The organism is Singulisphaera chitinilytica, from assembly GCF_049331405.1.
Taxonomy (GTDB): domain Bacteria; phylum Planctomycetota; class Planctomycetia; order Isosphaerales; family Isosphaeraceae; genus PoT.
The window spans coordinates 9,296,642-9,320,424 of sequence record NZ_CP186274.1; the positions used below are offsets into that span (position 1 = coordinate 9,296,642).

Sequence of the window (23,783 nt, forward strand, 5' to 3'; positions counted from 1 at the left end):
AAAGTCGTTCACTAGAAGTACGGGAAATGCGAAAGCATATGAATAACGAGGATGACTTTCCCCGGTTGGAGACGACATCCTTCGCCGAAGGACATAATTAGGAAATCGGCCCGGCGGAGTCAAGCGCGGGCCGAGATTTTTCCGGACCCGCTCGGATTTATCGTACGGTGAGCCAATCGCAAACGACGCATCGGCAGGAAGTTGTGCTGCGAAGTGCAACCGAGCCTGGTCATCTCAGTCGCCCTCTGCGGAAAGCGATCCTCCCGCGATGTTTTCGTTTCTGCCGAAGAGACCCTTGGTTCGATGATAATCAGCTTAATTATGGCGGGAATGAGCAGCAGGGCGATTGCACCTTAAGTCATCTCGACAGAAAATCTTGCTCGAGGCATGCATCAGGGCCATCGCTCACAGCTTTGAGGACTGGGCGGTCTGGCGCGACTCTCTTCGGCTTGATATCCTGATATCGGCCGCTGTCGATGGCCTGTCTACCCTGGCTCGCGACGGCCGAGGCGGCCGATCTCGGGACTTCTCGCCATGCCCAAGCCCCTCGACATCGGCAACCTGGACTCCTACTTCGAGTCGCTCCGTTCCACGCCACTCAGGCAATCGCAAGCCTCTGCTGGTCGATATCGCCGTCTGCGGCGTCATCTGCGGCTGCAATGGGCCCACCGCCCTCCATCGCTGCCCTGCATAGTCGGCCGGTCTGTCGGATGCCACATCCGTCGGCCAGGTGCTCCACGACCCGATGGACTTCTCGTCCGCGATCTTGGAGTTGAATAATGGGGTCCCCTTGAACTCGGAGGAGTGGGCCTTGTACGCGCCGAGGCAGAGGAGCCTGTGGCCCTCCCTGGCGAAGCGGTCGCAGGCGGAGAGGTTGCCAGCCGCGCGTTTGCCGTCGTGGGTCCAACCGGATACTGGCAGCAGAAACGGCTGAGGTTGTCCGTGGGCATGGTTCACGCTGGCTTGATCCTCCTTGATGCTAGAATTTAGATTAAAACATGTTAATAAATAATAAATTACAATAATTGCCATTTACACAAGTTTTGTTCATGCTTCATCGTATTGCCTTGATTGCTCCTTTGGCTCTTCAGATTGTAGTCTTTTGAGATTTCCATTGCCGACTCTGGGCTCACGCTCGCGCCTCAGAGTTGGGAATCGTGGCGATTGGCTTTGCAGCCTCGCATGCCGTGAGACGTTTGCGACTCCGGACCTGGTTGGAGTTAATGGGGGTTGACCGCGCCGCCGGCCTCCGACTTGATCCGCTCGAGGGCCAGGGCGATGCGGGGCATGTACATGGGCGGCCAGTATCCGGTCGAGATCGAGAAGATCTCGCTCTCGGTCTCCAGTGTCCAGAGCGTGAGCGTCTGCCCGCCCAGCGAGGTGAGGCGCCTGCCCGCATCCAGGAAGGCGAGGGCTTCGATCCGCCGGCCCAGGTCGTTCATCTCCCGCACGAGGTGCCGCGATCGCATGTCCCACACTTTGATCCGCTTCCCGTCGACGGGGACCGCCAACAGGTCCTCGTGGAGGGCCCAGAGCGGATGCTTGTCTTCGGCCTGGAATTCCGCGGCGGCCTCGCCCGTCTCGGCGTCGTGGACGCTCACCCTGCCGCCCAGCTCGCCCGCGATGATCCAGCGGCCGTCGGGGCTGAAATCGATCCGGGCCACGCCCTTGGTCCCGAGCTTCAATTCGCGGATTTCCCTGCCTTGCTCGACGTCCCACAGGTGAATCGACGGTTCATTGCCCGCCGCCGAGATCAGCCGCTCGCCCCGGGCGTCGAAGGCCATGGATGCGGGGGAATGCCTGCCGCCGACCAGTGCCCGCACGGTTTTACCCGTCGCGATGTCGAGGAGGAAGATCACGCCCTTCTGCCGAAAATCTTGCGGGGCCGCCTCGGGCGGGCGCGTCCGGTCGCCCGCCATGTAGCGATCCATCATCTTATATGTCGGGTCGTCGGGCCCGCTGATCGCGAGGCGGGTGCCGTTGGGATTGATCGTGACGGCGCCCACGGGCATGGGTGAATCGACCATGCGCGGCCTCGCGTCGGGCCGGGCCAAGTCGTGGATTGCGAACGAGAATTTAGGGGGCACGCGTATGCCGGGGTGGCCGATCGGGGTCATCGAGACGCGGCATTCCCAGCGGCCCGCCGCGTAGACCGGCCCCGGCGCGGCGACCGCGGCGTACGAAGCCGGGAGGCCGGTGTTCTGCTCGCGGATCGGCCGGAGCTCCTGCGGGTCGAGCACGGAATCCCACACGGTGACGGCGTCCGGGCCGGCGGCCACGAGGCGGGGGATTGTCGGGCAGAAGGCGAGGCAGGTGATCTCGCCCTCGTGTCCGCGAAGCGGCATGCGTGCCCCGAGCTCCCCGGTGGGGAGGATGGCGGCAGCCGTGGCGCGGCCACCCTCCTGGGCGACGGCGAGCATCCTGTCGGCGAGCGCGGCGACCTTGACGTCCCCTCCCTCGAATGCAATCACCGTCATCGGGTTGGCGGCGGACCTGGCCCTCGGCAGTAGGCTCGGCCCGAAAGGCGACCGTCGCGACCGGTCCTCGAGGCCCTTAATGTTGAGGAGGCGCACCGCCTCCGGCGAGTCGTCCCTGGCCAGGGCCCACTTGCGATCGGGGCTATGGGCGAAGGGTATGTCGGCATCGGGCGTCCCGGGATCGGCCCCGGCGACCGGGCCTTCTCCCGGGCCGCCTCCGGAAAACGCATCTCCCGGCGGCCCCTCTGCGTCGATGGGATAGCTATGGGCGCCGGCGAGGACGTGCCTCCCGTCGCGGCTGAAGCTCACGGGACGCTCCCCGAGCCCCGCGTCGCTCGCCTCGAAGATCGGCTTGCCGGTCCCGACCTCCCAGACCTTGAGCAGCCCCTCGTGCCGCCCGGGGCGGATGAGCACGCAGGCCCCCGCCACCTTCGACCCGTCGGGGCTGAAGGCCACCCCTCGCTGCCCGGCCAGGTTGGCCGATTTGAGGATGGCGGATCGGTCGAGCTCGAGCAGGTTCGTCTTGCGCCCCAGGATGAGCGTGCGTTCCGGTCGGGATGCCGGGTACTTCCAGATCCTGACGCAGTACTCCTCGCCCTCGGTGAGCCCCAGGGCGGCCACCCTCGAGCCGTCGGGGCTGAGGCAGGCGGCGATCCCTTTGCCTTCGAACGAGAGCGAACGCACGCCGACGCCGAGCAGCCGGTCGAGGTAGAACCACTCGACGCCCCGCGTGTCGGCCAGGCCGGGGTTCGCCCCCGGCAGGTGCTGGGCGAGCAGCGACCGGGCCTCCCCCGGCCGGTCCTCCTTCCAGGCCTTCCAGGCGTCCTTGATCTCGACCAGGTATCGCGTGTGCAGCTCGCGCTGTTTCCGCGTCTCCGCCTCCTTGGACTTCCGATCGGCGAGTTCGACCGCTTTCCGCCTGCCTCCCTCGGAATCGCGGGACTTGGATCGCTCGAGCGAGACGACGATCCAGGCCGAGGTCGCGACGGCGGCGGCCAGGAAGAGGGAGGCCGAGGCGAGCCGCACGAGCGGGCGGTTGCGCCGCGCGAACAGGGCGATGCGGCGGCCGAGGGGCGGACGGCGAGAGAGGATCGGCTCGTGCCTCAGGAATCGCTTCAGGTCCTCGGCCAGCGCCGCGGCGTCCTCGAAGCGGTGATCGGCGTCCTTGTCGAGGCAGACCAGGCAGATCGTCTCCAGGTCGCGCGGGAGATTCGGGTTGACGGAGCGGGGCGGGGCGGGGCTCGCGGTGGCCACCTGCAGGGCGATCGCCTCCGGGGATTGCCCCGGGAATGGCTGTCGCCCGGTCAGCATCTCGTAGAGCACGACGCCCAGGCTGAACAGGTCGCTGCGGCCGTCGACGTCGCCGGGGGAGGCGAATTGCTCGGGGCTCATGTAGGCCGGGGTGCCGGGGGTGCCGGCCGTCAGCGCCATCCGCTCCTCGACGACGTCGATCGCGCGGGCCAGCCCGAAATCGGCGATGCGCGCCCGGCGTGAATTGCGGTCGAGCAGGATGTTGGCCGGCTTGATGTCGCGGTGCACCAGCCCCGCGCCGTGGATGGCGGCGAGCCCCGCGGCGACGTGCAGCGCGATGCCCGCCGCCTCGCGCGGCGGGGTCGCCCCCTTGCGCCGCAGGCGATGCTTGAGCGTCTCCCCCTCGATGAGTTCCATGACCAGGTACGGGAAGGGGAAATCCGCCGCCCCGGCCGAGACGTGGTGGATGGCGACGAGGTGGTCGTCCTTCACCCGGGCGGCCGTGTGGGCCTCGCGCTCGAACAGCTGCTTGAAGCCGGGCAGGGCGGCGAGCTCGGGGTTGATCACCTTGATGGCGACCGGGCGTCGCAGGCGGGTGTCGTGGGCGCGGTACACCGTCCCCATGGCGCCGCCGCCGAGCTCCTCCAGGACATCGAAGCAGTCGAGGCGGCCGATGGCGCCGGGCGCGAGCGGGGGCGGCAGCGTGGCCGTCACCGGCCGGGCGTTGCGGGCATTATGCCGACGCCACTCGCCCGCCTCCGTCGTGTCGCCCAGGCGCTCCAGGGCGGCCTGGCAGGCGCCGCAGGTCTCGACGTGGGCCTCGATCGCGGCGAACCGGCCCTCGGGGAGTTCGCCGTCGACCAGCTTGAGCAGGAGGTCGTCGGCCGGGCAGGCCCTCATCGGCCCGACTCGCCGTCGTAGGAATCGCCGAGTTCCGCCATCCGCTCCTGCATCCGCTTGCGCACGCGGCCGGTCGCCACGTGCACGGCGGCGATCGAGCTCATGCCGAGCTCGTCGCGCACGTCCTCGGCGGGCCGGCCTTCCAGGACCCGCCGGGTGAATACCTGCCAGTCCCTGGGCGACACCCCGGGCCTCACCTGCGTCATGGCCAGCTGCCGCAGGTCGTGCATGGCCAACTCCTGGAACTGCCGCTCGAGGTCGTCGCGGGCGGGGATGTCCTCGTAGAGCTCCTGGAAAACCTTGGGGGGTTTTCGCCTGTAGAAGTCCATGCAGGCGTTCCTGGTGACCGTCTTCATCCACTGCCGGAACGGACCCTTGCCGCGGTCGAAGCTCGTCGCCTTCATCGTGGTGCAGATCGCGATCAGGAGGTCCTGCGCCAGGTCGTCCGCGTCGGCTTCCTGGAGCCCGTATTTCCGGCACCATCCGGAGATGGCCTCCCCGTAGCGGATGAAGAACAGCGTCCGCGACTCCGCGTCCGCGGCATCGTTCAGGAAGCTGAATACGAGCAAGGTCGTGTCCGGCACATCCTCGGCCACCGCATCACCTCCGCTGCCCAGGGCCTGCGGGCCGCGCCGCCCGCCGAATGAATCGGGAATGTACTTATCTTGCGCGCGGACAGGTGGTCAATCCACGGCCATGCCGGAAATTTTTCTTGGGCGTCTTGTTAGTGGAGTCGGCCCCGGTGCGTACCCTCTCTGTAGCCCGGACTCGAGCCGAGAAGCTCGAGAGAGATCGAACAACATGGTCGGGCCGGGCTGCTCGAAATTCCCGCTCCCGGCGGCTTCATCGCCGACCGTCATCCCCCCTCGAGGGCTGGCCCAGGCCCTCACGCCGGGCAAGCACCGCGGCGGGCCACCAAGGCCGGCGGGAGATCCGCCGCCTTCGGGTTCGACGCCGGAGAGGCTGCGGAGGGACGATCCGGTGGAGGCTAATCTTATGCTTGCAGAATTATGGCCCGAGGTCGATCGCTTGATGTCAGCGGGACCGCCTCTCTTCCTCATCCATCCCGAGGGCCAAAGTGATCAGCCTGGCCGCGGCGTATTCGGCGCCGATTCGCCCCGCGGAAGTGTCCGGGAACGAGCACACCCAGCCGTGCCCCTTGTCCCGATCGATCCTCAGGCCCGAGGGCTTGCCGTCGATCTCCTTGAAGAGCTTGACGATCGCGAGGGCCTCGGGGTCGGGCCTGCTCTCGCCCGGGGCGAGCTCGAACTTGATGAAGACGCGCCCCCGGCCGCCCGCGTCGAGGCCCGAGAAATGCCTGAACTTGATCGGGAACCGGACCCGCTCGCTCCAGGTGCGTCCGGCACGCTCCCCGACTTCGGTGCCGCGATCGATTTTCGCGGCACTATGGCCTGCCTTCGCGTGCTCCTCATGATCCTCCGGCATAGCCACTCCTGCGATTTCAAGATTCAGTGCTCAATATTAAATGCTTTTATTTAACAAATCGTTAATTCCTTAACACCCGTCCCCTGCAAGCGTCACGCGGGCATCCTGCCCGCATCGCCCCGGCCGACCCGCGTAGGGCCGAGCCGCTTCGTCGAAGGTACGCCCCTTTCATACCGAGGAGATTTCCATGCCCGCCAATCACCGACAAGCCGGAACGACGGATTCACACGAAGGCGACGACATCCTCGCGCTGCTCGATTTCCTGCGGCAGCAGGGGCCGGAGGAACGCATCAGGATGCTCGGGGGCGGGGCGGAGCCCCGCGGATGCGGCCGGCCATCCGCCGCCCCGATCGAGGCCGCAACCCTCGAACGGGCGGTGTGCTCGGCCCTCGCGTCCCAGCCGCGTCCGGCGTTGGGGAGCCTCGTGGTGATGCTCAGCATCTGGACGGGCCTGGAGCCCAGGCGCAAGGCCCTCCTCCTCAGGACTTTGATGCCCGAGCTCAAGGACGGGATCGTGGCGGCGGCCTGCGGCGTCAACCGCAGCACGCTCTTCAAATGGCCGGAATATGCCCGCCTCAAGGCCTTCCAGAAGCATCCATCATCCGTCATGAGGGGCGAGCAGGACGAGGACGGCAACATCGAGGCCTGGCTCGACGCCGCCGGATGAGGACGGGCGGGCTCCGCTCGGCGGCCGCGGCCCCCATCAGGCCCGGCGGCGGCCGAGCGGAGCGGGCGGGGCGCATCGCGCCCGGGCCGAACATGCCGCCCGGCATGACGGGATGACGACGATGACGCGAATTCCGCCGTAACTCCAACCGAGAGCAGGAGACGACCGTGACGCAGCACCGGGACGATCACCATGACGCGAGGCCCGCTTCGCCCCGCACGCCCGTCGCCCACGGCGACCCGGATGGCGAGGGGGGATCGGAGCCGGTCCTCTTCAACGACCAATACGGCACGCCCTGGGCGCGGGTGCCCCACGGCGACCGGCTCGAGAATCTGCAGCTGCGCGGCCGAGCGTTCCGCAACTGGCTGATCCGCGGGATGCTGGACGCGGGCGAGCGGCCGACGCGCGGCAGGATCGCCGAGCGGCTGGATGAGTTCGAGGCGTACGCCGACCAGGATCGGAGGGCCCTGCACAACCGGAGTGCCTGGCACGAGGAAGGGCGTTCGCCGTGCATCGACCTGGCCGACGAACGATGGCGTACCGTCGTGGTCGGCGAGTCCGGCTGGGAGGTGGCGGCCGACCCCGGCGTGCTCTTCCGCCGGTTCGCCCATCAGATACCGCTGCCGGATCCCGACCCGTCCGGCGACCTGCGGGACCTCCTCCCATTCCTGCCCCCGCTGCGATGCGAGGCCGACCGCATCCTGGTGCTGACCTATCTCGTCGCGGCCCTGGTCCCCATGCCTCGGCCCATCCTCATGCCGGTAGGCCCCCAGGGGTCGGCCAAGAGCACCCTCTGCTCGCTGGTACGCCGCCTCGTCGACCCGTCGCGGGCCGAGCTACTGGGCCGCGACGCCCGGGCCGACCTGGTCCAGACGTTCTACCGCCACGCCGTCCCCGTCTTCGACAACGCGTCCGATTTCACGCCGGTGGAGGCGGACCTGTGCTGCCAGGCCGTCACGGGCCGGGCCATCGACCGGCGGCGGCTCTATACCGACGGCGAGGAATACTTGCTGAGCTTCTTCCGCGCGATCGTCGTCAATGGCATCCGCCCGCCGACGAACCGGCCGGACCTGCTCGATCGGAGCCTGATCATCGAGCTGGAGCGGCTCACCCACGACCGGCGCCGCTACCCGGGGCGGCTCGAGGCCGAATTCCGCGAGGCGAGCCCGCGGCTCTTCGGGGGACTGCTCAACGCGCCGAGCCGGACTCTCTCGCTATTGCCCTCGGTGCCCGAGGACGGCCTCTCCCGCATGGCCGACTTCCACCGCTTCGGCAGGGCGGCCGCCCTGGCGCCCGGATTCACCGTCGAGGCGTTCGACGCGGCGATGCGCGAGGCCGAATCCCGGCGGCGCCGCAACGCCACCGACAGCCCGCCGGTGGCGGCGCTCCTCCCGTTCGCCCGCAAGCAGGGGCGGTGGGCGGGCGACCCGACGACGCTCCTGGAACGCCTCGCCGACACCGCCCGCGCCCACCAGGTACGGCGCACGCCGGAGAGCTGGCCCGACACCCCGATCGGCCTGGGCCGCCAGCTCACCCGGCTGGCGGTGATACTGGCCGAGCACGGCGTCGCGCTCGCCCGCCCGCGCAAGGCCCGGGAGCGGCTGGTGAGCCTCGAATACGACCCGGCGGCCGACCTCTCCCTCGAGGGGTGACCTCGCTTAGGACGCTACCCGGTCTCCGGCATCCGGGGCCGCCCATCCGCCCCCGCAACGGCCCATGTGAGGCCCGATGCGGCAATCAGAGTCGCGCTGGATTTTCCTGAAATCATTTCCCGCCAAGTATTTCCGTCTCAAGTTGCCGGCGACCCGTCGCGACAGGCGTCCCGATCTATTGAGCGGCCGCGGGGGAGCCACCTTCGCGGCGATGCGACCGCCGGGCCTGGGGAACCGATCCCGCGTCCGGCAGCAACGCCGCCTCGCTCGGCGGCGGGAGGGTCTCCGCCCTCGCGAACCGAGGGCCGGTCGACTGATTGGCCAGTCAACTGATTGCAAGGAGTGATGGCATGAAGAAAATTCCGAGATTCGAGCCGCTCATCGAACTCGCCGGGAGGTTATTCCCGCGGGGCGTCCCCCATGCCACCGGTGGGGGGCGTGACGCGGGGGGGCGCAGGGACGCGGGACCGGGGCGGGGACAAGTCGGGCAGGGGGGCCGCACGGCGGAAAGCCCGGGCTCCACTTCGACAACAGAAAGGGGGTGCCCATGACGGGCCGCCTGCCGGATGTCACGAACGAGCCCGTGAGCCGATTCGCCGACCATCCGGAGAATGCCCGCAAGCATTGCGACCTCGACTCGCTCCTGCCGTCCATCGAGAGGGACGGGATCCTGCAGCCGATCGGCGCGATCGAGCTGCCGGATGATTGGCTGGGCCCGATCTGGGGCAACCGGAGGCTGGGCTGCGCCCGGATCCTCGGGCTCGCGACCGTCCCGACCCGGGTCTTCCGGGGGCCGATCCGCGCGGGCGACGTCGAGCGGCTGGCCCTGACGGAGAACCTGGCGCGCCTGGGCCTGCGCCCGTCGGAGGAGGCCAGGGGATTGCACGCGGCGATGACGTCGGGCCGGCTCACGGGCACGGAGCTCGCCACGCTGTTCGGCTTCAGCGACGCCAAGGTGAGCCGCAAGCTCGCCCTGCTCAAGCTGGTCGAGCCCCTGGTCGCGCTGATCGACGGCGGGACGATCCCCGAGTCCGCCGCGCCGGACCTGGCCAGGCTGGGCGAGGCCGAGCAGCTCCTCCTGGCGGAGTCGACCACGGGGCCCGTCGGCCGCGACGAGCTGAAGCGGGCGCTGGGCAGGCGGCCGGCGGGGCGCAAAGCCCCGAAGCAGCATCGACTCAGACGCGGGCGGCTCAGCGTCGTCTCGGCGAGCGAGGACCTCTCCGAGCTGCTGGGCGAGCTCGAGGAGATGAAGAAGTCCGTCCGCAAGGCGCTGGATCAAGGCTGGGACTTCCCCACGCTGGCCCGGGTGCTCGCGGTCTCGGCCCAACCGTAGCCCGCCGCCCCCCCTTATTGCAGTCCGATCATCCCCGCCGGGCGCCCGCAACGTGCGGGCGTCGAGGGGCGGGGGTACGCAAGCGGGATGCGGACTCGTCCGCAGACCGAATCCTGGCCCGGGGCCATCCCGGCCCCCGGGCACAACCCGAGGAATCGCCATCATGTCCAAGATTCGACACTGCGTCCGACGCGGATTCACCGCCCTGCTGTGCGCGGGGGCGTTGCTCGCTGGCCCCTCGCACTCCCTGCGTGCCGGCGACGCGGCCCCCCGGCCGCGGGGACCTCGCCCGCCGCCGGGCGGCCGGAGGGTGGCCCCGCGGGGGTCGGGGCGACCAAGTTCCGGCTGGAGAAGGCACTCGATCAGTATCTGGAGGAGACAGAGGAGAGGCTGCGCATCAGGATGGACGGCCTCAAGGGCTTCTTCGAGGCGCGCAAGGAGGGGGCGCCGCTCTTCGCGTCCGCCGTGCTCGACCTGGGCGCCAAGGGGCGGCTGGCGGGCTCCTTCCTGGAAAGTTTCGCCACGCAGGCCGGCCGGGCGCTGGGCCTGACCTCCGGCGGCGACGGGCCCGACGGCTTCACGCTCTTCGTCCGCCGGGCCTTCAGTGAGAACGTCCTCGACCGGGGGGCGGCCGTGCGGGAGATGCAGAGGGCGCTGGCCGGCTTCCGCGAGGACCTGGTGGAGTCGGAGGCCCGGCTGCTCGTCTCCTTGGGGGTCGACGTCCCCGACGACGCGATCGCTCGCGGCCTCGCCATGCCGGACCTGCGCCATGAGCTCGCGGCGCTCGATCTCTGCGATGCCATGATCGCCGAAGGGGTCGACGGTGCGAGCACGGATCTCGGCGCGTCGCTGGGCATGTTCGTCGTCTCGAACTTCCTCGGCGATCAGCTCGCCAAACGTGCCACGCCGGAGGATGCCTCGCGGCCTCGCCAATTCGGCACCAACATCGCGGCCGGCATCGCCGTGGAGGCGGCGCTGGGCGAGGGCGTCAAGGCTATGGGGTACGACCCCGAGAAGGCCCTCGCCAATCGCACCAGGGCCGGCATCGATAACATCTGCACCGCAGTCATCGAGGGCGATAACTCGATGGGCGCGATATACCCCACGCTCTCGATCTTCCGGAGGAGTCACCCCGACGCGGCGGTGCGACTTGCCTGCCAGCGGGCCGATGAGGCCGTGACGCGAGCTTCCAATCTCGGGCTGCGTGAGCGTCTGCGATGGATGCGCAACGAGCGGTACCGCAGCCTGTGGAAATCGCTCATGACGCACCTCATCGGGCCGGAGGCCGCGAGCTCTCCCTTGCTCATGTACATCCCATTGGACGCGGGCCGGTGCTCGCCGCCCGACCAGATCATCCGCTGGGCCGAGTCCATCGTCGGCGCGTTCGGGGCCTCGAACTGACATCTGGCCACTTCGATCCGGAGGGACGCCATGAAGAGGATCCTGTGGGCATGCATCCTGACGTCGATTCCCGCCTTCGCCACGCCGGCATACGCGGGGCTCGGCTCGCGGGCCGTGCGCGAGACCGCGGAATTCCTGATCGGGAAGTTCGGCCGTGAGGCGGCGGGGGAGGGCGCCGAGCGGCTGGCCGGCCGATTGGCCTCGGCGGCGGCCCGGCACGGCGACGGCGTCCTGACGGCCGTGCGCAAGGTCGGGCCCGGGGCGATCGGCGTGGTGGAAGGGGCGGGGGCGGAGGCCCCCGGGTGCTCCGCCTGCTCAACCGCCACGGCGACGACGCGCTCAGGCTGCTGAGCCGGCCCTCGGGCCTGGCGATGGTCTCCCGCCACGGGGACGACGCCGCGGCCGTGCTGATCCGGCACAGGGCCGTCGCCGAGCCGGTCCTGGAGGCGCTCGGCGAGCCCGCGATCGGGGCCCTGGGCGCCCTCGGCCCCCGCGGGGGCCGCAGGCTGGCCATGATGGCGGGCGAGCTCGCGGGCGGCGGCCGCGCCCCCGAGCTGCTGGCGGTGATCGCCCGCCGCGGGGACAGGGCGATGGATTTCGCCTGGGAGCACCGGGGCGTGCTGGCCGGGGGCGTCGCGCTCGCCGCCTTCCTCTCCGACCCCGAGCCCTATCTCGACGGCACGGCACGGCTGGCCGGCGCCGGGGGTGAGGCCGTCGCCCGGATCGCGGGGGCCGTGGCCGAGGAGGCCGTCAAGCCCGTCGCGAAGGCGGCCGGGGGCGTCGCCGCGGAGGCAAGGACTCACCTCGCCCGGGCGCTCCTCGTCGCGGGCCTCATCCTGGCCCTCGCCGCAGTCCTGCTCGTCAGGAGCGGCCTGCTCGGGTGGCTCCCCGTCCGCGTCGGTATCAAGGTCGCCGGCAAGCACATCGTCGCCGCCATGGGCAAGGGTCGCTGAACGAAACGCCCGGCGGCCCTGGGCACCGCGCCCCCGCCGGGCATCCCGAATCCTCGGAGGTCCCGCATGGAGACTCTGCTGGGATGGTCCTTGCTGCTCATCGCCGGATGCGTCGGCGGGTGGGGCAGCGGGATGCTCTACCTGACGCTATCGGAGGCCTGGGAGCGCAGGAAGCCCAAGGCCCGCCCCGACCACACGCTCACGCTCACCGGCCCGGACGGTTCGCCGCTCCGGCAGCAGAAGATGACGGCCGCGGGCGCCGGCCGGATCATCGCCGAGCTGGACCGCAGGCCCCAGGGCTACCGCTGAGCGCCTCGACCCCCTCCCGCGCGGCCGTCGGTCGGGCGGGAGGGACCCGGCCATGTCGCATCACCCCGGCCGGATTCCATCACGGCCGATCGGCACGTCGCTCGAAATCCCTTACCTAAACCGAGAGGTGATCATGCGACGCTTCGTCGCGCCGGCTTGCCGCCTCGCCCTGGGGCTGGCCCTCCTGGCCTTCGCCCTGCAGGCCGTGCTGCTCGGCCTGCGTTTCCCCTCGGTCGGGGCCGCCGCCCTGGCCGGGATCGCCTGGCGCATGAGGCGGCGGCGCCGCCGCCCCTCCGACGCCTTCGGCACGGCGGCCTTCGCCGGCTGGGGGACCTGGCCCGCGGCCGGCTACTGGGCGATCGCGGCCTGATCCTGGGCAGGCTCGGCAACATGCCCAGGCCGACCAGGATTCAGGCCGCCCGCGCGCTGATCGACCCGCGCGTGGGCTCGCAGAAGGCCTGCCGCGACTGGTTCGCGGCGTTCTTGGGCCGGCGGGCGGACGGCTTCATCCGGGTCGAGGACTTCGTCGGGCTGCTCACGGTGAGCCCGGCCGGCGGCGGCAAGTCGGTCAACAGCCTCGTGCCCAACCTCCTCTCCTACGGGGGCAATGCCGTGGTGGTGGACCCCAAGGGGGAGCTCTTCGCGCTGACGCACGCGCATCGCAGGGAGCATTTCGGGCACGAGATCGTCCGCCTCGACCCGGGATGCCTCTACGACGACCGCCACGGGCCTGGGGATTGCCTGAACGCGCTCGACTGGATCGACCCGAATTCCCCGCGCTTCATCGACTCCTGCCGGGACCTGGCGAATATGATCGTCGTGCGCTCGGGGATGGAGCACGAGCCGCACTGGAACGACTCCGCGGAGAACGTCATCGCGGCCCTCACGGCCTTCATCTGCGCCTGCGAGGGCAACCCGGACGAGCGCAACCTGCGGGGCGTTCGCACCTATCTCGCCTCGCGCCAGCTCTACGGGCAGGCGCTCTCGGCCATGCAGGAGCGTGAGGACTTCCGCGGCGTCCTGCAGCAGCTCGGCCACTCGCTCACCTGGCACGTCGACAAGGAGCTGGGCAGCGTGATGTCGCACACGCAGCGCCACACCAACATCTTCGACTCGCCTCTGATCGCCACGGCCACGCGGCGCACCACGTTCGACCCGCGCTCGCTCCGCGGCGGCAAGATGACCGTCTACATCATCATCCCGTCGGACATGCTCGCGGTGTGGGCGGCCGTGCAGCGGCTCTGGCTCGGCACCCTGCTCAGGGTCGCGACCCGCGGGGTGCCGACCGAGGAGAATCCGGTCCTCTTCATGATCGACGAGGCCGCCCACATCGGCCAGATGCGCGCGCTCGAGGACGCGGTCACCCTGATGCGCGGCATGGGGGTGCGCTGCTGGTTCTTCTTCCAGTCGCTCGACCAGCTCAAGCGGACCTTCGGCGACCACGCCTCCACCATCCTCGATAACCTGGCCACCAGGCAGTATTTCTCGATCAATTCCTACGAGACGGCCGAGGCCCTGAGCAAGGAGATCGGCGAAGAGACGATCGCCGTCCGGTCGGACAACGAGAGCGACAACACCTCGATCCCGATGGGGGGCGGCGGCCAGCCCCAGCCCGGCAGCCGCTCCTGGGGCCGCGGCAGCACGATTTCGGAGCAGGGCAGGGCCCTCCTGAAGCCCGAGGAGGTGCTCCGCCTCCCCGGCCACGTCTCCCTGCTCTTCCACAAGAATATGCGGCCGATCCTGGCCGAGCGCATCAGCTATTACTCCGACCCGGCCTTCCGACTCGGGCGGCGGGGCTACGGGACGGGGCTGACCCGGGGCCCGGGTCTCGGCAGCCTGGCGGGGGCCCTGGCCATCCTGCTCGCGGCGACGATCGGTGCGGCCGTCGCCGCGTGTCTCCCGCCCGCGGTCGAGCCCCGGCCGCGGGCATCACGCCCCGCCTTCGCCCCGGCATCGCCGGGCGACGACGACGATCCCTACGACAGCCGGCGGAAGGCCTATCGGCGCCCGGTGCGGCCGCGCTTCTGACCCGGCATTCAGGGTTCCAATGATGCATCCCGGCATCGTGCCGGGATGCCGATGACGCGGAGTTTCGACGAAAGGACGAGCGACATGGCAGCGGGGCAGGATCACACCCGGCAGGACGAGGTGATTTCGACGGCCAGTCCCGATCCGGGCGGGCGTTCGATGCTCGGGGCGGCCGCGGGGGCCATCGGCAGCGTCCTGGCCGCGGCCGCTTCCCTCGTATCGTCGGCCTGGGACGCGGCCATGGCGGACGGCACGCTCGCCGCCGCCGGGCGGCAGGGGATCGACGAGCTCGGGGAGGCGCTCAAGGCCTTCCCCGACGCGATCCAGGTGCAGGAGAGCGGCGCCCTCTTCAACCCGACCCAGGGCGAGATCGCGTCCGCGCGTTCGGAAAGCCACGCGGGGATCGCCGGCCACTCCTCCTATACCCATTCGGCGGGATCGCGCGAGGGCTGGCCGAGCGAGATCGCCAGGGCCGGCCGCTCGATTGAGGCGGCCCAGGATCACGGACACGACCACGGCGACGGGCACTCGATGTGAGGCCATGATCGAAGCTTCCCCGAGGGAGACCGGGCATGAAAGAGCCTCAGGAACCATCGAAGCGGGTCAGCTGGAAAGGGGCGGACCTGCGGGGGGTGAACTTCGCGTCGGTCGACCTCGAGGGGGCGGACCTGCGGGCGAGCGACCTGCGCGGCACCAACTTCACCGCCAGCAATCTCCGCTACGCCGACCTCAGGGGCGCCTAGCTGCAGGGGGCGAACTTCCAGAACGCGAATCTCTACGGGGCGAGGATGCAGGGCGTGGAGGCGGCCGAGGCCGACTTCCGCGGCGCCGACATGCGTCAGGCCAACCTCGGAGGCGCCTACCTGCTGGGCGCCGTCCTCCCGCCGCTCGCGGCCGGGCCGCCCAGCACCTGGCCGTCGGAGATCGCCAAGGCCGGCAGGGGCGCGTCCGCGACGCAGGAGTCGGTCAAGGGCGATGGGGCCGAGCAGGGGCAGGACGACGGAGACGGCCACTCGATGTGAGCATCGGGCGTCCACTGCCATCGCCGAGGGCGAATCGGTTTCAAGCGGATCCCACGAGTCAAATCAGAATATTAAGGGATTCTGACATGCCAGAACGAGGCGGAGAGGACCGGGCGCGCCGGGGCCCTCAACCGGCGAACGACGCGCGAGATACCGGCGAGTCGGAGGACCCGCTCCCGCCGGAGGGGCTGCAGCTCCTGCGGCTGATCCACCAGGATTTCTCGCTCCTGCGGGCGTGCGCGAGGGATCTCGTCGCGCCCTTCGGCGAATACGACGATTACGAGCTCCTGCGCCCTCCGCCCGATGAGCCCATCACATGGGGTTATTTCGACGGGGAGATCGGCAAGCTATTCGAAGCGATCCAAGGTCAGATCGCGGGCTTCAACGAGGTGGTGACGCGGGTGGAGGCGGAAGTGACCCGGCTCGCAGCGGCGTACGCCCACGCCGCGGGCCCCGAGCGGGTGCGTGAGCAGGGCTATGTCCGCATCATGGCCGACGGCCGCGAGGATTGGGAGGGGCCGCTGCTCGCCGAGCGGGCCGATCCCTACGGCGGCAAATACTGGGCCGAGCGGATCGCCCCGAGGGACGATCCGGACTCGGTCCGCGTGGGCGGCGTGCAGCACCTCCTCCTCGGGGAGCACGATCCTCCGCCGGGCACCCCGGGCGACGGAGGCGGGGATTATTACATCCGCTTCGACGACGGTCGATTCGTCCACGCGAAGAATGTCGAGCTGATCGGGCCGATTCCGCGGGAGCACAGGTTCACGCTCCGCGACAATGCCGATTTCCTCGACCGGGCATCCTGGGATGCTCTCCGCGTCGGAGGGGAGCGGCAGGCCACGGAATCCCGGGAACACGCGGCATCCGCCGGCCCGGCGCATCCCCGGCCGAGCGAGATCGCGCGAGCGTGCTCCCATCATCCTGCGGGAGGGGAGGAGACGGAGCCCGCCGGGCCGTCGCGCGGGGGCGACTATGGCGATAGTCATTCGGCCTGATCTCCGCCATCACCGACGCAGGGGAGGGTACGGTACGCATGAACGAGGACTTTCGTTACGACTGCGTCCTGGCGGCGGCGCTCGCGATCATGGACTTCCTGGACGCCTCGCCGCACGCGCCCAAGCACGAGCTGCTGTCCACGATCATCTTCTCGATGCTGCACGCGATGGACCGCTACGAGGCGGGAAAGGAGGCCATAAGTGTCGGATTCAGCGCCAACTGACGCGACGATCCACGACATGGCGGGGCGCATCGCCGTACGGTGCCGGCGCGTCGTGCAGGCGTGCCTCCGCGAGGAGGAGTGGGCCGACGCCGACCGCGAGTTCTACCTGATCATCCGCGAGGAGCTGCTGCGATGGAGGGGATCGAGGACACGCTGAGGCGCATGGAGGCGATGCTGCTCGTCCTGGTCGAGCGGCAGACGGTGAAGGATTTCTACACCACCGAGGAATTCGCCCGGCTGGCCGGCCGGGCGGAATTCACCGTGAGGGAGTGGTGCCGCCTCGGCCGGATCCACGCGCAGAAGCGCAGGTCCGGCCGGGGGGCCTTCCCCTCCTGGGTGGTCAGCCACGGCGAGTTGCAGCGGTATCAACGGGAAGGACTGCTGCCGGAGGTCAGCCGGGGGCGCCTTTGATGGGCTCGGGGCTGGACCGAGGGATGAGGGTGCCGGTCTAGCGGAATTGAGTCATCGGACCGGCGATTCACGAGATCGTCGATCATCCCTTAATTGAGCCCGAGTCCCGGCCGCTGCAACGGCTACTGCTTGATGCCTGCAATCGGCCAAGCGGCGGCGTCGGAGTCGCTGAGCAGGACGATTGCCGGGCGTAGCTACGCCCGGCGGCCTCCAAGGTCGGCCCGGTCGTACACTCGGCCTTTGCGCCGAGGCCCATCTTGGGCGGCAATCGGGCCCAACGCTCTCGCTTCATGCCCGGGCTGCGTGACGTCCGCAAGGCCTTCGGACGGAGGCCATCGCCGGACATCCGCTTGTCAATTGCATTTACTTATGTTATATTGGAGTATAATTTGAGAGTGTCCTATGCACCTTTCCACGTTACGCAGCGTCGGCGGCTCGGTCATGTTCGCCATCCCCAAATCCCTCCTGGAAGGGCTGGGCCTGGCCGCCAATTCCCGGGTCGGGCTCTCCGTGTCCGAAGGCCGGCTCATCGTCGAGCCCAATCCCAGGCTTCGCCACACGCTGGCCGAGCTGATCGCCGAATGCGATCCCGCCGCGCCTTTGACGGCCGAGGAACAAGCGTGGCTGGCGGACCAGCCCACCGGCCGCGAAGCGCTGTAATGGAACGTGGCGACATCTATCACGTCGATCTCAACCCGATCCAGGGGAGGGAGCAGGCGGGCCGTCGCTACGTCCTCATCGTCTCGCCGCGCGACTTCAATCGCCCGGGCACCCCGCTGGTCTGCCCGATCACCCAGGGCGGCGAGTTCGCCCGCAGCAAGGGTTTCGCCGTATCGCTCAGCGGCACCGGCACCAATGCCCAGGGCGTGGTGCTGTGCAACCAGCCGCGCGTCCTCGACCTGCAAGGACGGAAGGCTGCCTTCGTGGAAAAGGTGCCGCAGGCCGTGACCGATGAAGTCATCGCCAGGCTGCTCACCCTCCTCGAATAGCCCGGCGACGCGCAACTGGCCCCGGGTCGAGAAGCGGCGACGGGCTATTCCTCGTGGTGAGCCGAAGTAGCATCCTCGCCACCGAGTCTTGCTTGATCCGTCGGCCGCAACTTCCGGCTCGGTGCCTTTACCGCCTTACTGATCGGATCGCGATGAAGATTATGTCGGCTGTAGCAGAATCGAGGGCTGGAGCCGTACCCGAGCATCCCGCCCGGACGTCGTGAGTGGCGTGGATTTCGCGGCCTGCGGTTCAACTCCTGCCACACGGGCCATCCCTAAAACAGCCTCAACTGCGTCTCGTCCTCTCTCCTGCGTTTCGTCACCGCCTTCGCGTGGCCGCTCACCGGCCTCGCCGGCGCGGGCATCTTGAGGACGAGCGCGTCCTGCTCGGGGATCGGCTCCGGCTTCGCTTCGACCGGGGATTCCACCGCCGCGATTGGGGCGGCTTCCTCCGCCACCTCAACCGGCCGCAGCTTCCCCAACCGCTCCCGAATCCTCGCCGTAACCGGCTTCTCGGCCCTGACCGCCTTCCTCACGGCCCGCTCGGGCGTGGCTTCGACCGTCACCGACTCGCGCAGCGCCTTGATCTTCTCGGCCACCTCGGCGACCGGTCCGCATCCTTCCGGCGGCTTCTCCGACAGCCCGTGCCTGAGCTCATCGCGCAAGTCAGCCAACTGGCTTGCGTACTCTTCGTGCGCGAATTTGGTCCCCAGGCGGCTCTCATAGTCGCGAAGCTGCCCTTCCTTCAGGGCGATGTCGGCCCTCAGGTGCCGCATCTCCCACCCGTACCCGTCCGCCAGCCGTTCGAGGGCGTTCAGGACGGCACGGGGGCCGGGATTGTCCCGCAGGAGCTGCTCGCGGCACCGGACGGAGCCGTCGAGGTAGACTTCCGTGCCTCCGGGCGGATGCAGGATGATTCCCGCTTCCAGCCCGCGATAAGTCCCGAGCCTCGTTCGGTAGGTCTCGCTGACCTTCTCTGGCATGCGTTTCATGCGTTCTGCAATTCCCTCGACCGTCAAAGTGCCTGGATTCCCGGCGATGGTCGCCATATCGGCCATGAGACCCTCGACCCGTTTGGTCAGATGCCGGATCGAGTCGGGCAGATCGCGCAGATTCCGCCGGGCCAGATACTGCTCGTCGTGGTGGTTCTTCCTGAGGATGGCGAGCCGTTGCAGCTCGGCGTCGGACTCGGCCAGCGTGAGCACGGCCGGATTGCCCGAGGCGATAGACTTCACCTCGGCGTAGCTGAGTTCCTGATCGCCCACGTCCTCGGCCTTCCTGACCGCGCAGTCGCCGGACATGACCTGGGCGATGAACCGTGCCTTCGTCTCGAGCGCCTGCCACATAAAACTATCGAAGGACCCGGTGGTCACGTAACGATAGATCGCCACCTCGGGGTTGTCGTTCCCCTGGCGGAGGATGCGTCCGTCACGCTGCTCGACCTCGGCGGGCTTCCACGGCGCGTCGAGATGGTGGAGGGCCACCAGTCTTTTCTGGACGTTGGTGCCGGTGCCCATCTTCTGCGTGGAGCCGATCAGGACGCGTACCGTGCCCTGGCGGACCTTCTCGAACAGGGCCTGCTTCTTGGCGTCGGTGTCGGCGTCGCCGATGTCGGCGATTTGCTGCCGGGGGATGCCCGCCTCGACCAGCTTGCCGATCACCTCGTCGTAGGCCGAGAAGCCCCATGCCGTCGGGTTGACGCCCATGTCGCCGAAGATCATCTGCGTGCCGCGGGTATCGGCCGTGCGTCCCCAGATGCGGCGGACGTTGCGGGCGAGGGCGTTGATCTTCGACTCGGCGAAGTCCGGTCCGGGCCGGAGCATCCGGCCGTCGAGCGCCAATTTGCGGCCGTCGGTGGTGATCGCCAGGGCATTGTCCTCGCGAGGATCGACCTTCTCGTTGCGGAGCCGCTCGTAGCGTTTGACCAAGGCCGTCTGGAGATCGGCCTGCTCCTCCGACATCGGGCAGGCGACGGTGATCGGCTTGCCGCCTTCGAGCTTCGGCCTGGGCAGGTCGAGCATGTCCGCCGTCTGCACGTCGGCGAAGGAGCGGAACATCTGCACCAGCTCGGGCAGGTTCACGAATTTGGCAAAGCGGCTGCGGGGACGCAAGGAAGCTCCGTCCGGCGAGATCTCCATGGCCTCGACCACTTCGCCAAAGGTCGCGGCCCAGGCGTCGAAATGGTCGATGCCTCGGGAGCGGAGGCCCTCGGGGTCGAGGTAGCGGCATTGTGTGTACATCTCGACCATCGAGTTGCTGATCGGCGTCCCGGACGCGAAGACGACGCCGTGGCCGGGATGTCCCTGGCCTAGATAGCGGGCCTTCATGTAGAGGTCGAATGCCCGCTCGGAACCGCCGGTTTGGATGCCCGCGACGCGGTCCATCTTGGTGGGAGTCTCGAGGTTCTTGCCGGCCTGGCTCTCGTCGTAGAAGATCTGGTCGACGCCCAGCTCGTCGAAGACCAGGCCGTCGTCCTTCTTGTCCTCGGCCAGGAGGCGCTTCAGCCGCTCCTCGCGGTTGGCCTTCTGCTTCTCCAGCGTCTTGATGATGTTGCGGCCCTGCGACGCCTTGTCCACCAGCAACGACTCATATTCCTCGATCTGCTCGCGCAGGAACCGTTCCCGATAGCCGCGGCTAATCCCGATCCGCTCGAAGCTGGAGTGCGTCACGATGATCGCGTCCCAGTCGCCCGTGGCGATCTTGGCCGTCATCATCTTGCGGCGGTCCTTGCTGAAGTCCTCCTTGCTCGCCACCAGCAGCTTGGCGTTCGGGTAGAGCTGCATGAATTCGCGGCTGAACTGCTCGAGCATGTGGTTGGGGATCGCGATCAAAGGCTTCTTGATCAGCCCGGCCTGCTTCATCTTCATCGCGCCGGCGGCCATCTCGAAGCTCTTGCCCGCGCCGACGCAATGTGCCAGCAAGGTATTGCCGACCGTCATGCACCGCCAGACCGCGTCGACCTGGTGCGGCTTCAGCGTGATCGCCTTGCTCATCCCCGGGAAGTCGAGGTGCGAGCCGTCGAACAGCCTCGGCCTCAGATTGTTATATGTGTCGTTGTAATCGCGGACCAGGCGCTCCGTGCGGTCCGGGTCGGAGAAGATCCAGCCCTTGAACTTCTCCTTGATCAGCTTCTGCTTCTCCTTGGCCGACGCCGTCTCGATGGGGTTCAAGACCCGCTCGTCGCCGTTGGGACCGCGTACGATGTCGTAGATGACGGGCGATTTGAGGTTCAACGCCTGGGAGAGCAGCTCCGTGCCGTTGATCCTCGACGTGCCGTAGTCGGCGGTGGCCGCGACGGAGTTGATCGCCCGGTAGTCGGGCTCGACGCTCCACACGGCGTCCTTCTTCAGGTGGCCGACCTTGAACGAGTCGACGGGCACGTTGAACAGATCGGCCGCGAACGCCCGTATGTCTTGCTCGGGTATCCAAGGCGCGCCCAGGTTGGCGTCGATGTCGCCCGGCAGCACATCCTCGGGCTGGACCAGCCGCAACGCCTCGGCATTCCGTGCATACTCCGGCCCGGCCTTCTCAGCGGCCACCCACTTCGCCCGGACGTTGCCGGACAGGTACTCATCGGCGGTCTGCCACTCGAGGCTTTCCGGATCGCGGTAGATCAGGTCGCCGAGCTCGGCCACGATCGCAGCCTCAGGCTTGCCGTAAAGCTCGGCAATATAAGAAAGATCGATCACACCGCGATCGTTCAGCGATACGAGCAACCCCTCCTCGGCGCTCGTCACTCGCGTTATGGGCGGCTTCGGCCCGACGACATCCCGCAGGAGGATCGGGGCTTTCCCGGCCATGCCGGTGGCCTCGTCATACTCCTCGAGGGCCATGACCAGCATGGCGTCGGGGTCTTCCTTGAACTTCACCAGGTTCGGCATGCGGCGGATGGTGCCCGTCTTCGTTTCCGTGAATGTCGTCTTGTTGATCGGGCCGTGCTGGAAGACGAAGAGGTCGTAGGCCCGGTTCAGGTCACGGCGGGCGTCTTCGCGGTTCGCCTCCGGCCAGTCCTCGTTCTGCGATTGGAGGACGCGGCGCGCGAGGTCGCGGAGCTGGATCAGGGAGCCGATCTTGCGGGCCAGGGGCGTGCCGTCGGCCTTCAAGAGCACGCCGCAATAGGTGACCGGCTGGGCGTTGCCGTCTTCGACCTGGCGGATGACCTTGTCGTCGCCGACGAAGAGGGAGCCTTCGGTGATGTGGCGGAGCGGGGGAGGGGGCTGGAAGGCCGGCGGCGATCCGTGTTTGTGGGCAGGAATCGGCGGCGGATTCGGGCGCTCGGCCTCGGACTGGGTCGTCAAGGATTCCTTGACGCCCGGGGCCGCGATCCGCCCCACCGCGTCCTTGAGCTGGCTTGCCAGGCCGCCGTTCGACTTCACCGAGAATCCCGAGCCGTACAGCGTGTCCTGCCGACTCCAATCGCCCAGGACCATCTCGTGGTGATTGCAGAAATAGCGGTTGACCGGCAGGTCCGCCCCCTGGATGCCGAGCACGGAGGTTTCGAGCCATTCGGGGTCGGCATGATTCGGCTCCTGGCCCGGCGTCCGCTTCCGCAGGAACAGGATGTCGGTCGTCACCTGCGTCCCTTCCCGCTTGAACGCATCGGACGGGAGCCTGATCGCACCGAGGAAGTCGGCCCGGGCAGCGAGACGCTCGCGGACCGCCGCGTCCTGCTTGTCCAGCGTGTAGCGGCTGGTGACGACGGCGAGGACGCCGCCGGGCCTCAGCGAGTCGACTGACTTGACGATGAAATAGTCGTGGAGGGAGAGCTTATCCCCCTCGTATTCGAGCTTGATGTCGGCGAAGGGGACGTTGCCGATCACGGCGTCCAGTGGCGGGAGCCTCGAATCGCGGAAGTTCTCGATGCGGATATCGGCCCGGGGATGAAGCACGCGTGCGATGCGGCCGGAGATGGAGTCGAGCTCGACGCCGATGAAGCGCCGGCCGGGCTCGCCATGGGAGAGGAAATTCCCGACGCCGCAACCCGGCTCGAGGATGACGGCATCGTCGGCGACGCCGAGACGCGACAAGGCCTCGTGCATGGCAGCCATGACGATGGGAGGGGTGAAGAATTGGGAGAAGGTGGTCCGCTTGGCGGAGTCGTACTCCTCGGGGGTGAGGAGGGATTTGAGCTCGTCGCCCAGATATTCCCAGCCGGGGTCCTTGTACTTGCCGGTGACGGGGTCGGGGAAGATCGACAGGGCCACGGCACCGAAGCCGCCGAAGCGTCCGAGCTTCACGCGGTCGTCCTCGTCGGCGGGTCGATTCTCCCGCTCGATGGATTTCAGCGTGCGGACGGCCGCGAGGATGTCGCGGGCCTCTGCCTTCTCGCCGGTTGATGATGGTGATGATGAAATTTGGTCCATGGATTCTCCTGGCGTCCGAGGCCCCGCCGATCGGGGCCTTGCCTCGGAGCGATCAACCGACCCGGCGACGGACGGGTCAATCGAAGATGGGGATAGGGGCCCCGTCTGCAAGATTGAAGCGGACGGCCGGGGAGGTACGGTCGCGGAGACAGGCCCCGGCGGGGCCGACGGGAGGGGATGGACCGTGTGAGGAGGGGGCTCCGCGAATGGGAGTAGGGCCTGATTGCGAGCGGGCCGAACGCGCTCGGCGTGGGAAAGGGAGCGGTCAGGGGGGCGGAAACGGTCGGAAAACCTGCGGTCGGAAGCCATGCGTCAAGCTAGCAGGGCTTTATCCGAGAGGCGAGGAGATTTTCGCGGGTGAT

General features: G+C 68.5%; 22 protein-coding genes. 18 read left to right on the forward strand and 4 right to left on the reverse strand.

Going from position 1 to position 23,783, the window contains the following annotated elements; all coding sequences use genetic code 11:
* Nucleotides 1-1,220: 1,220 nt before the first annotated feature.
* The 3 genes from ACOYYX_RS36160 to ACOYYX_RS36170 all read right to left on the reverse strand — a co-directional run bounded on the left by ACOYYX_RS36160 (nt 1,221) and on the right by ACOYYX_RS36170 (nt 6,074).
* The gene (locus tag ACOYYX_RS36160; protein ID WP_422927509.1) at nt 1,221-4,628 is read right to left on the reverse strand and encodes a protein kinase domain-containing protein; all 3,408 of its coding nucleotides are present in this window, start codon (nt 4,626-4,628) and stop codon (nt 1,221-1,223) included.
* Nucleotides 4,625-5,224 carry an RNA polymerase sigma factor gene (locus ACOYYX_RS36165; protein ID WP_422927510.1) on the reverse strand — a complete coding sequence of 200 codons (600 nt, stop codon included), beginning with the start codon at nt 5,222-5,224 and terminating at the stop codon, nt 4,625-4,627. Before ACOYYX_RS36165 ends, ACOYYX_RS36160 begins: the two co-directional genes overlap by 4 nt.
* Before the next feature lie 439 nt (nt 5,225-5,663).
* Nucleotides 5,664-6,074, reverse strand: coding sequence for a hypothetical protein (locus ACOYYX_RS36170; RefSeq protein WP_422927511.1), 411 nt, complete (start codon nt 6,072-6,074; stop codon nt 5,664-5,666).
* 187 nt (nt 6,075-6,261) lie between these two features.
* On the opposite strand from ACOYYX_RS36170, the gene ACOYYX_RS36175 reads away from it, so the two are divergent.
* The 18 genes from ACOYYX_RS36175 to ACOYYX_RS36260 all read left to right on the forward strand — a co-directional run bounded on the left by ACOYYX_RS36175 (nt 6,262) and on the right by ACOYYX_RS36260 (nt 18,058).
* Nucleotides 6,262-6,741 (forward strand): hypothetical protein, encoded by a 480-nt coding sequence (locus tag ACOYYX_RS36175; RefSeq protein WP_422927512.1) that lies wholly within the window; start codon nt 6,262-6,264, stop codon nt 6,739-6,741.
* Between the two features lie 167 nt (nt 6,742-6,908).
* Nucleotides 6,909-8,393 (forward strand): hypothetical protein, encoded by a 1,485-nt coding sequence (locus tag ACOYYX_RS36180; protein ID WP_422927513.1) that lies wholly within the window; start codon nt 6,909-6,911, stop codon nt 8,391-8,393.
* Nucleotides 8,394-8,940: 547 nt separating this feature from the next.
* The gene (locus ACOYYX_RS36185) at nt 8,941-9,726 is read left to right on the forward strand and encodes a ParB/RepB/Spo0J family partition protein (protein WP_422927514.1); all 786 of its coding nucleotides are present in this window, start codon (nt 8,941-8,943) and stop codon (nt 9,724-9,726) included.
* 87 nt (nt 9,727-9,813) lie between these two features.
* Nucleotides 9,814-11,127, forward strand: a complete 1,314-nt coding sequence (locus ACOYYX_RS36190; RefSeq protein WP_422927515.1) for a hypothetical protein — start codon at nt 9,814-9,816, stop codon at nt 11,125-11,127.
* 30 nt (nt 11,128-11,157) lie between these two features.
* A complete protein-coding gene (locus tag ACOYYX_RS36195; RefSeq protein WP_422927516.1) occupies nt 11,158-11,478 on the forward strand; it encodes a hypothetical protein in 321 nt (106 codons plus the stop codon).
* Nucleotides 11,430-12,080, forward strand: coding sequence for a hypothetical protein (locus ACOYYX_RS36200; RefSeq protein WP_422927517.1), 651 nt, complete (start codon nt 11,430-11,432; stop codon nt 12,078-12,080). The genes ACOYYX_RS36195 and ACOYYX_RS36200 overlap by 49 nt, the downstream gene beginning before the upstream one ends.
* 66 nt (nt 12,081-12,146) lie before the next feature.
* Entirely contained in the window at nt 12,147-12,389 is a 243-nt protein-coding gene (locus tag ACOYYX_RS36205; protein WP_422927518.1) for a hypothetical protein, read from the forward strand.
* 133 nt (nt 12,390-12,522) lie between these two features.
* A complete protein-coding gene (locus ACOYYX_RS36210) occupies nt 12,523-12,759 on the forward strand; it encodes a hypothetical protein (RefSeq protein ID WP_422927519.1) in 237 nt (78 codons plus the stop codon).
* 20 nt (nt 12,760-12,779) lie between these two features.
* Nucleotides 12,780-14,417, forward strand: a complete 1,638-nt coding sequence (locus ACOYYX_RS36215; RefSeq protein WP_422927520.1) for a type IV secretory system conjugative DNA transfer family protein — start codon at nt 12,780-12,782, stop codon at nt 14,415-14,417.
* Between the two features lie 84 nt (nt 14,418-14,501).
* On the forward strand, nt 14,502-14,954 hold the full coding sequence (locus tag ACOYYX_RS36220) for a hypothetical protein (protein WP_422927521.1): 453 nt from the start codon (nt 14,502-14,504) through the stop codon (nt 14,952-14,954).
* Between the two features lie 35 nt (nt 14,955-14,989).
* On the forward strand, nt 14,990-15,160 hold the full coding sequence (locus ACOYYX_RS36225) for a pentapeptide repeat-containing protein (protein ID WP_422927522.1): 171 nt from the start codon (nt 14,990-14,992) through the stop codon (nt 15,158-15,160).
* 54 nt (nt 15,161-15,214) lie between these two features.
* Entirely contained in the window at nt 15,215-15,439 is a 225-nt protein-coding gene (locus ACOYYX_RS36230; RefSeq protein ID WP_422927523.1) for a pentapeptide repeat-containing protein, read from the forward strand.
* Nucleotides 15,440-15,525: 86 nt separating this feature from the next.
* Nucleotides 15,526-16,434 (forward strand): hypothetical protein, encoded by a 909-nt coding sequence (locus ACOYYX_RS36235; RefSeq protein WP_422927524.1) that lies wholly within the window; start codon nt 15,526-15,528, stop codon nt 16,432-16,434.
* Nucleotides 16,435-16,472: 38 nt separating this feature from the next.
* Nucleotides 16,473-16,658, forward strand: a complete 186-nt coding sequence (locus ACOYYX_RS36240) for a hypothetical protein (protein WP_422927525.1) — start codon at nt 16,473-16,475, stop codon at nt 16,656-16,658.
* A gap of 16 nt (nt 16,659-16,674) precedes the next feature.
* Nucleotides 16,675-16,815: a hypothetical protein gene (locus ACOYYX_RS36245; protein ID WP_422927526.1), complete on the forward strand. Its 141-nt coding sequence runs from the start codon at nt 16,675-16,677 to the stop codon at nt 16,813-16,815.
* Nucleotides 16,791-17,069 (forward strand): hypothetical protein, encoded by a 279-nt coding sequence (locus ACOYYX_RS36250; protein WP_422927527.1) that lies wholly within the window; start codon nt 16,791-16,793, stop codon nt 17,067-17,069. The genes ACOYYX_RS36245 and ACOYYX_RS36250 overlap by 25 nt, the downstream gene beginning before the upstream one ends.
* Nucleotides 17,070-17,471: 402 nt before the next feature.
* Entirely contained in the window at nt 17,472-17,729 is a 258-nt protein-coding gene (locus ACOYYX_RS36255) for an antitoxin (protein ID WP_422927528.1), read from the forward strand.
* Nucleotides 17,729-18,058, forward strand: coding sequence for a type II toxin-antitoxin system PemK/MazF family toxin (locus ACOYYX_RS36260; protein ID WP_422927529.1), 330 nt, complete (start codon nt 17,729-17,731; stop codon nt 18,056-18,058). The genes ACOYYX_RS36255 and ACOYYX_RS36260 overlap by 1 nt, the downstream gene beginning before the upstream one ends.
* A 275-nt stretch (nt 18,059-18,333) precedes the next feature.
* Here ACOYYX_RS36260 and ACOYYX_RS36265 read toward each other — a convergent pair whose 3' ends face one another.
* Nucleotides 18,334-23,421, reverse strand: coding sequence for a hypothetical protein (locus tag ACOYYX_RS36265; protein WP_422927530.1), 5,088 nt, complete (start codon nt 23,419-23,421; stop codon nt 18,334-18,336).
* Nucleotides 23,422-23,783 lie beyond the last annotated feature (362 nt).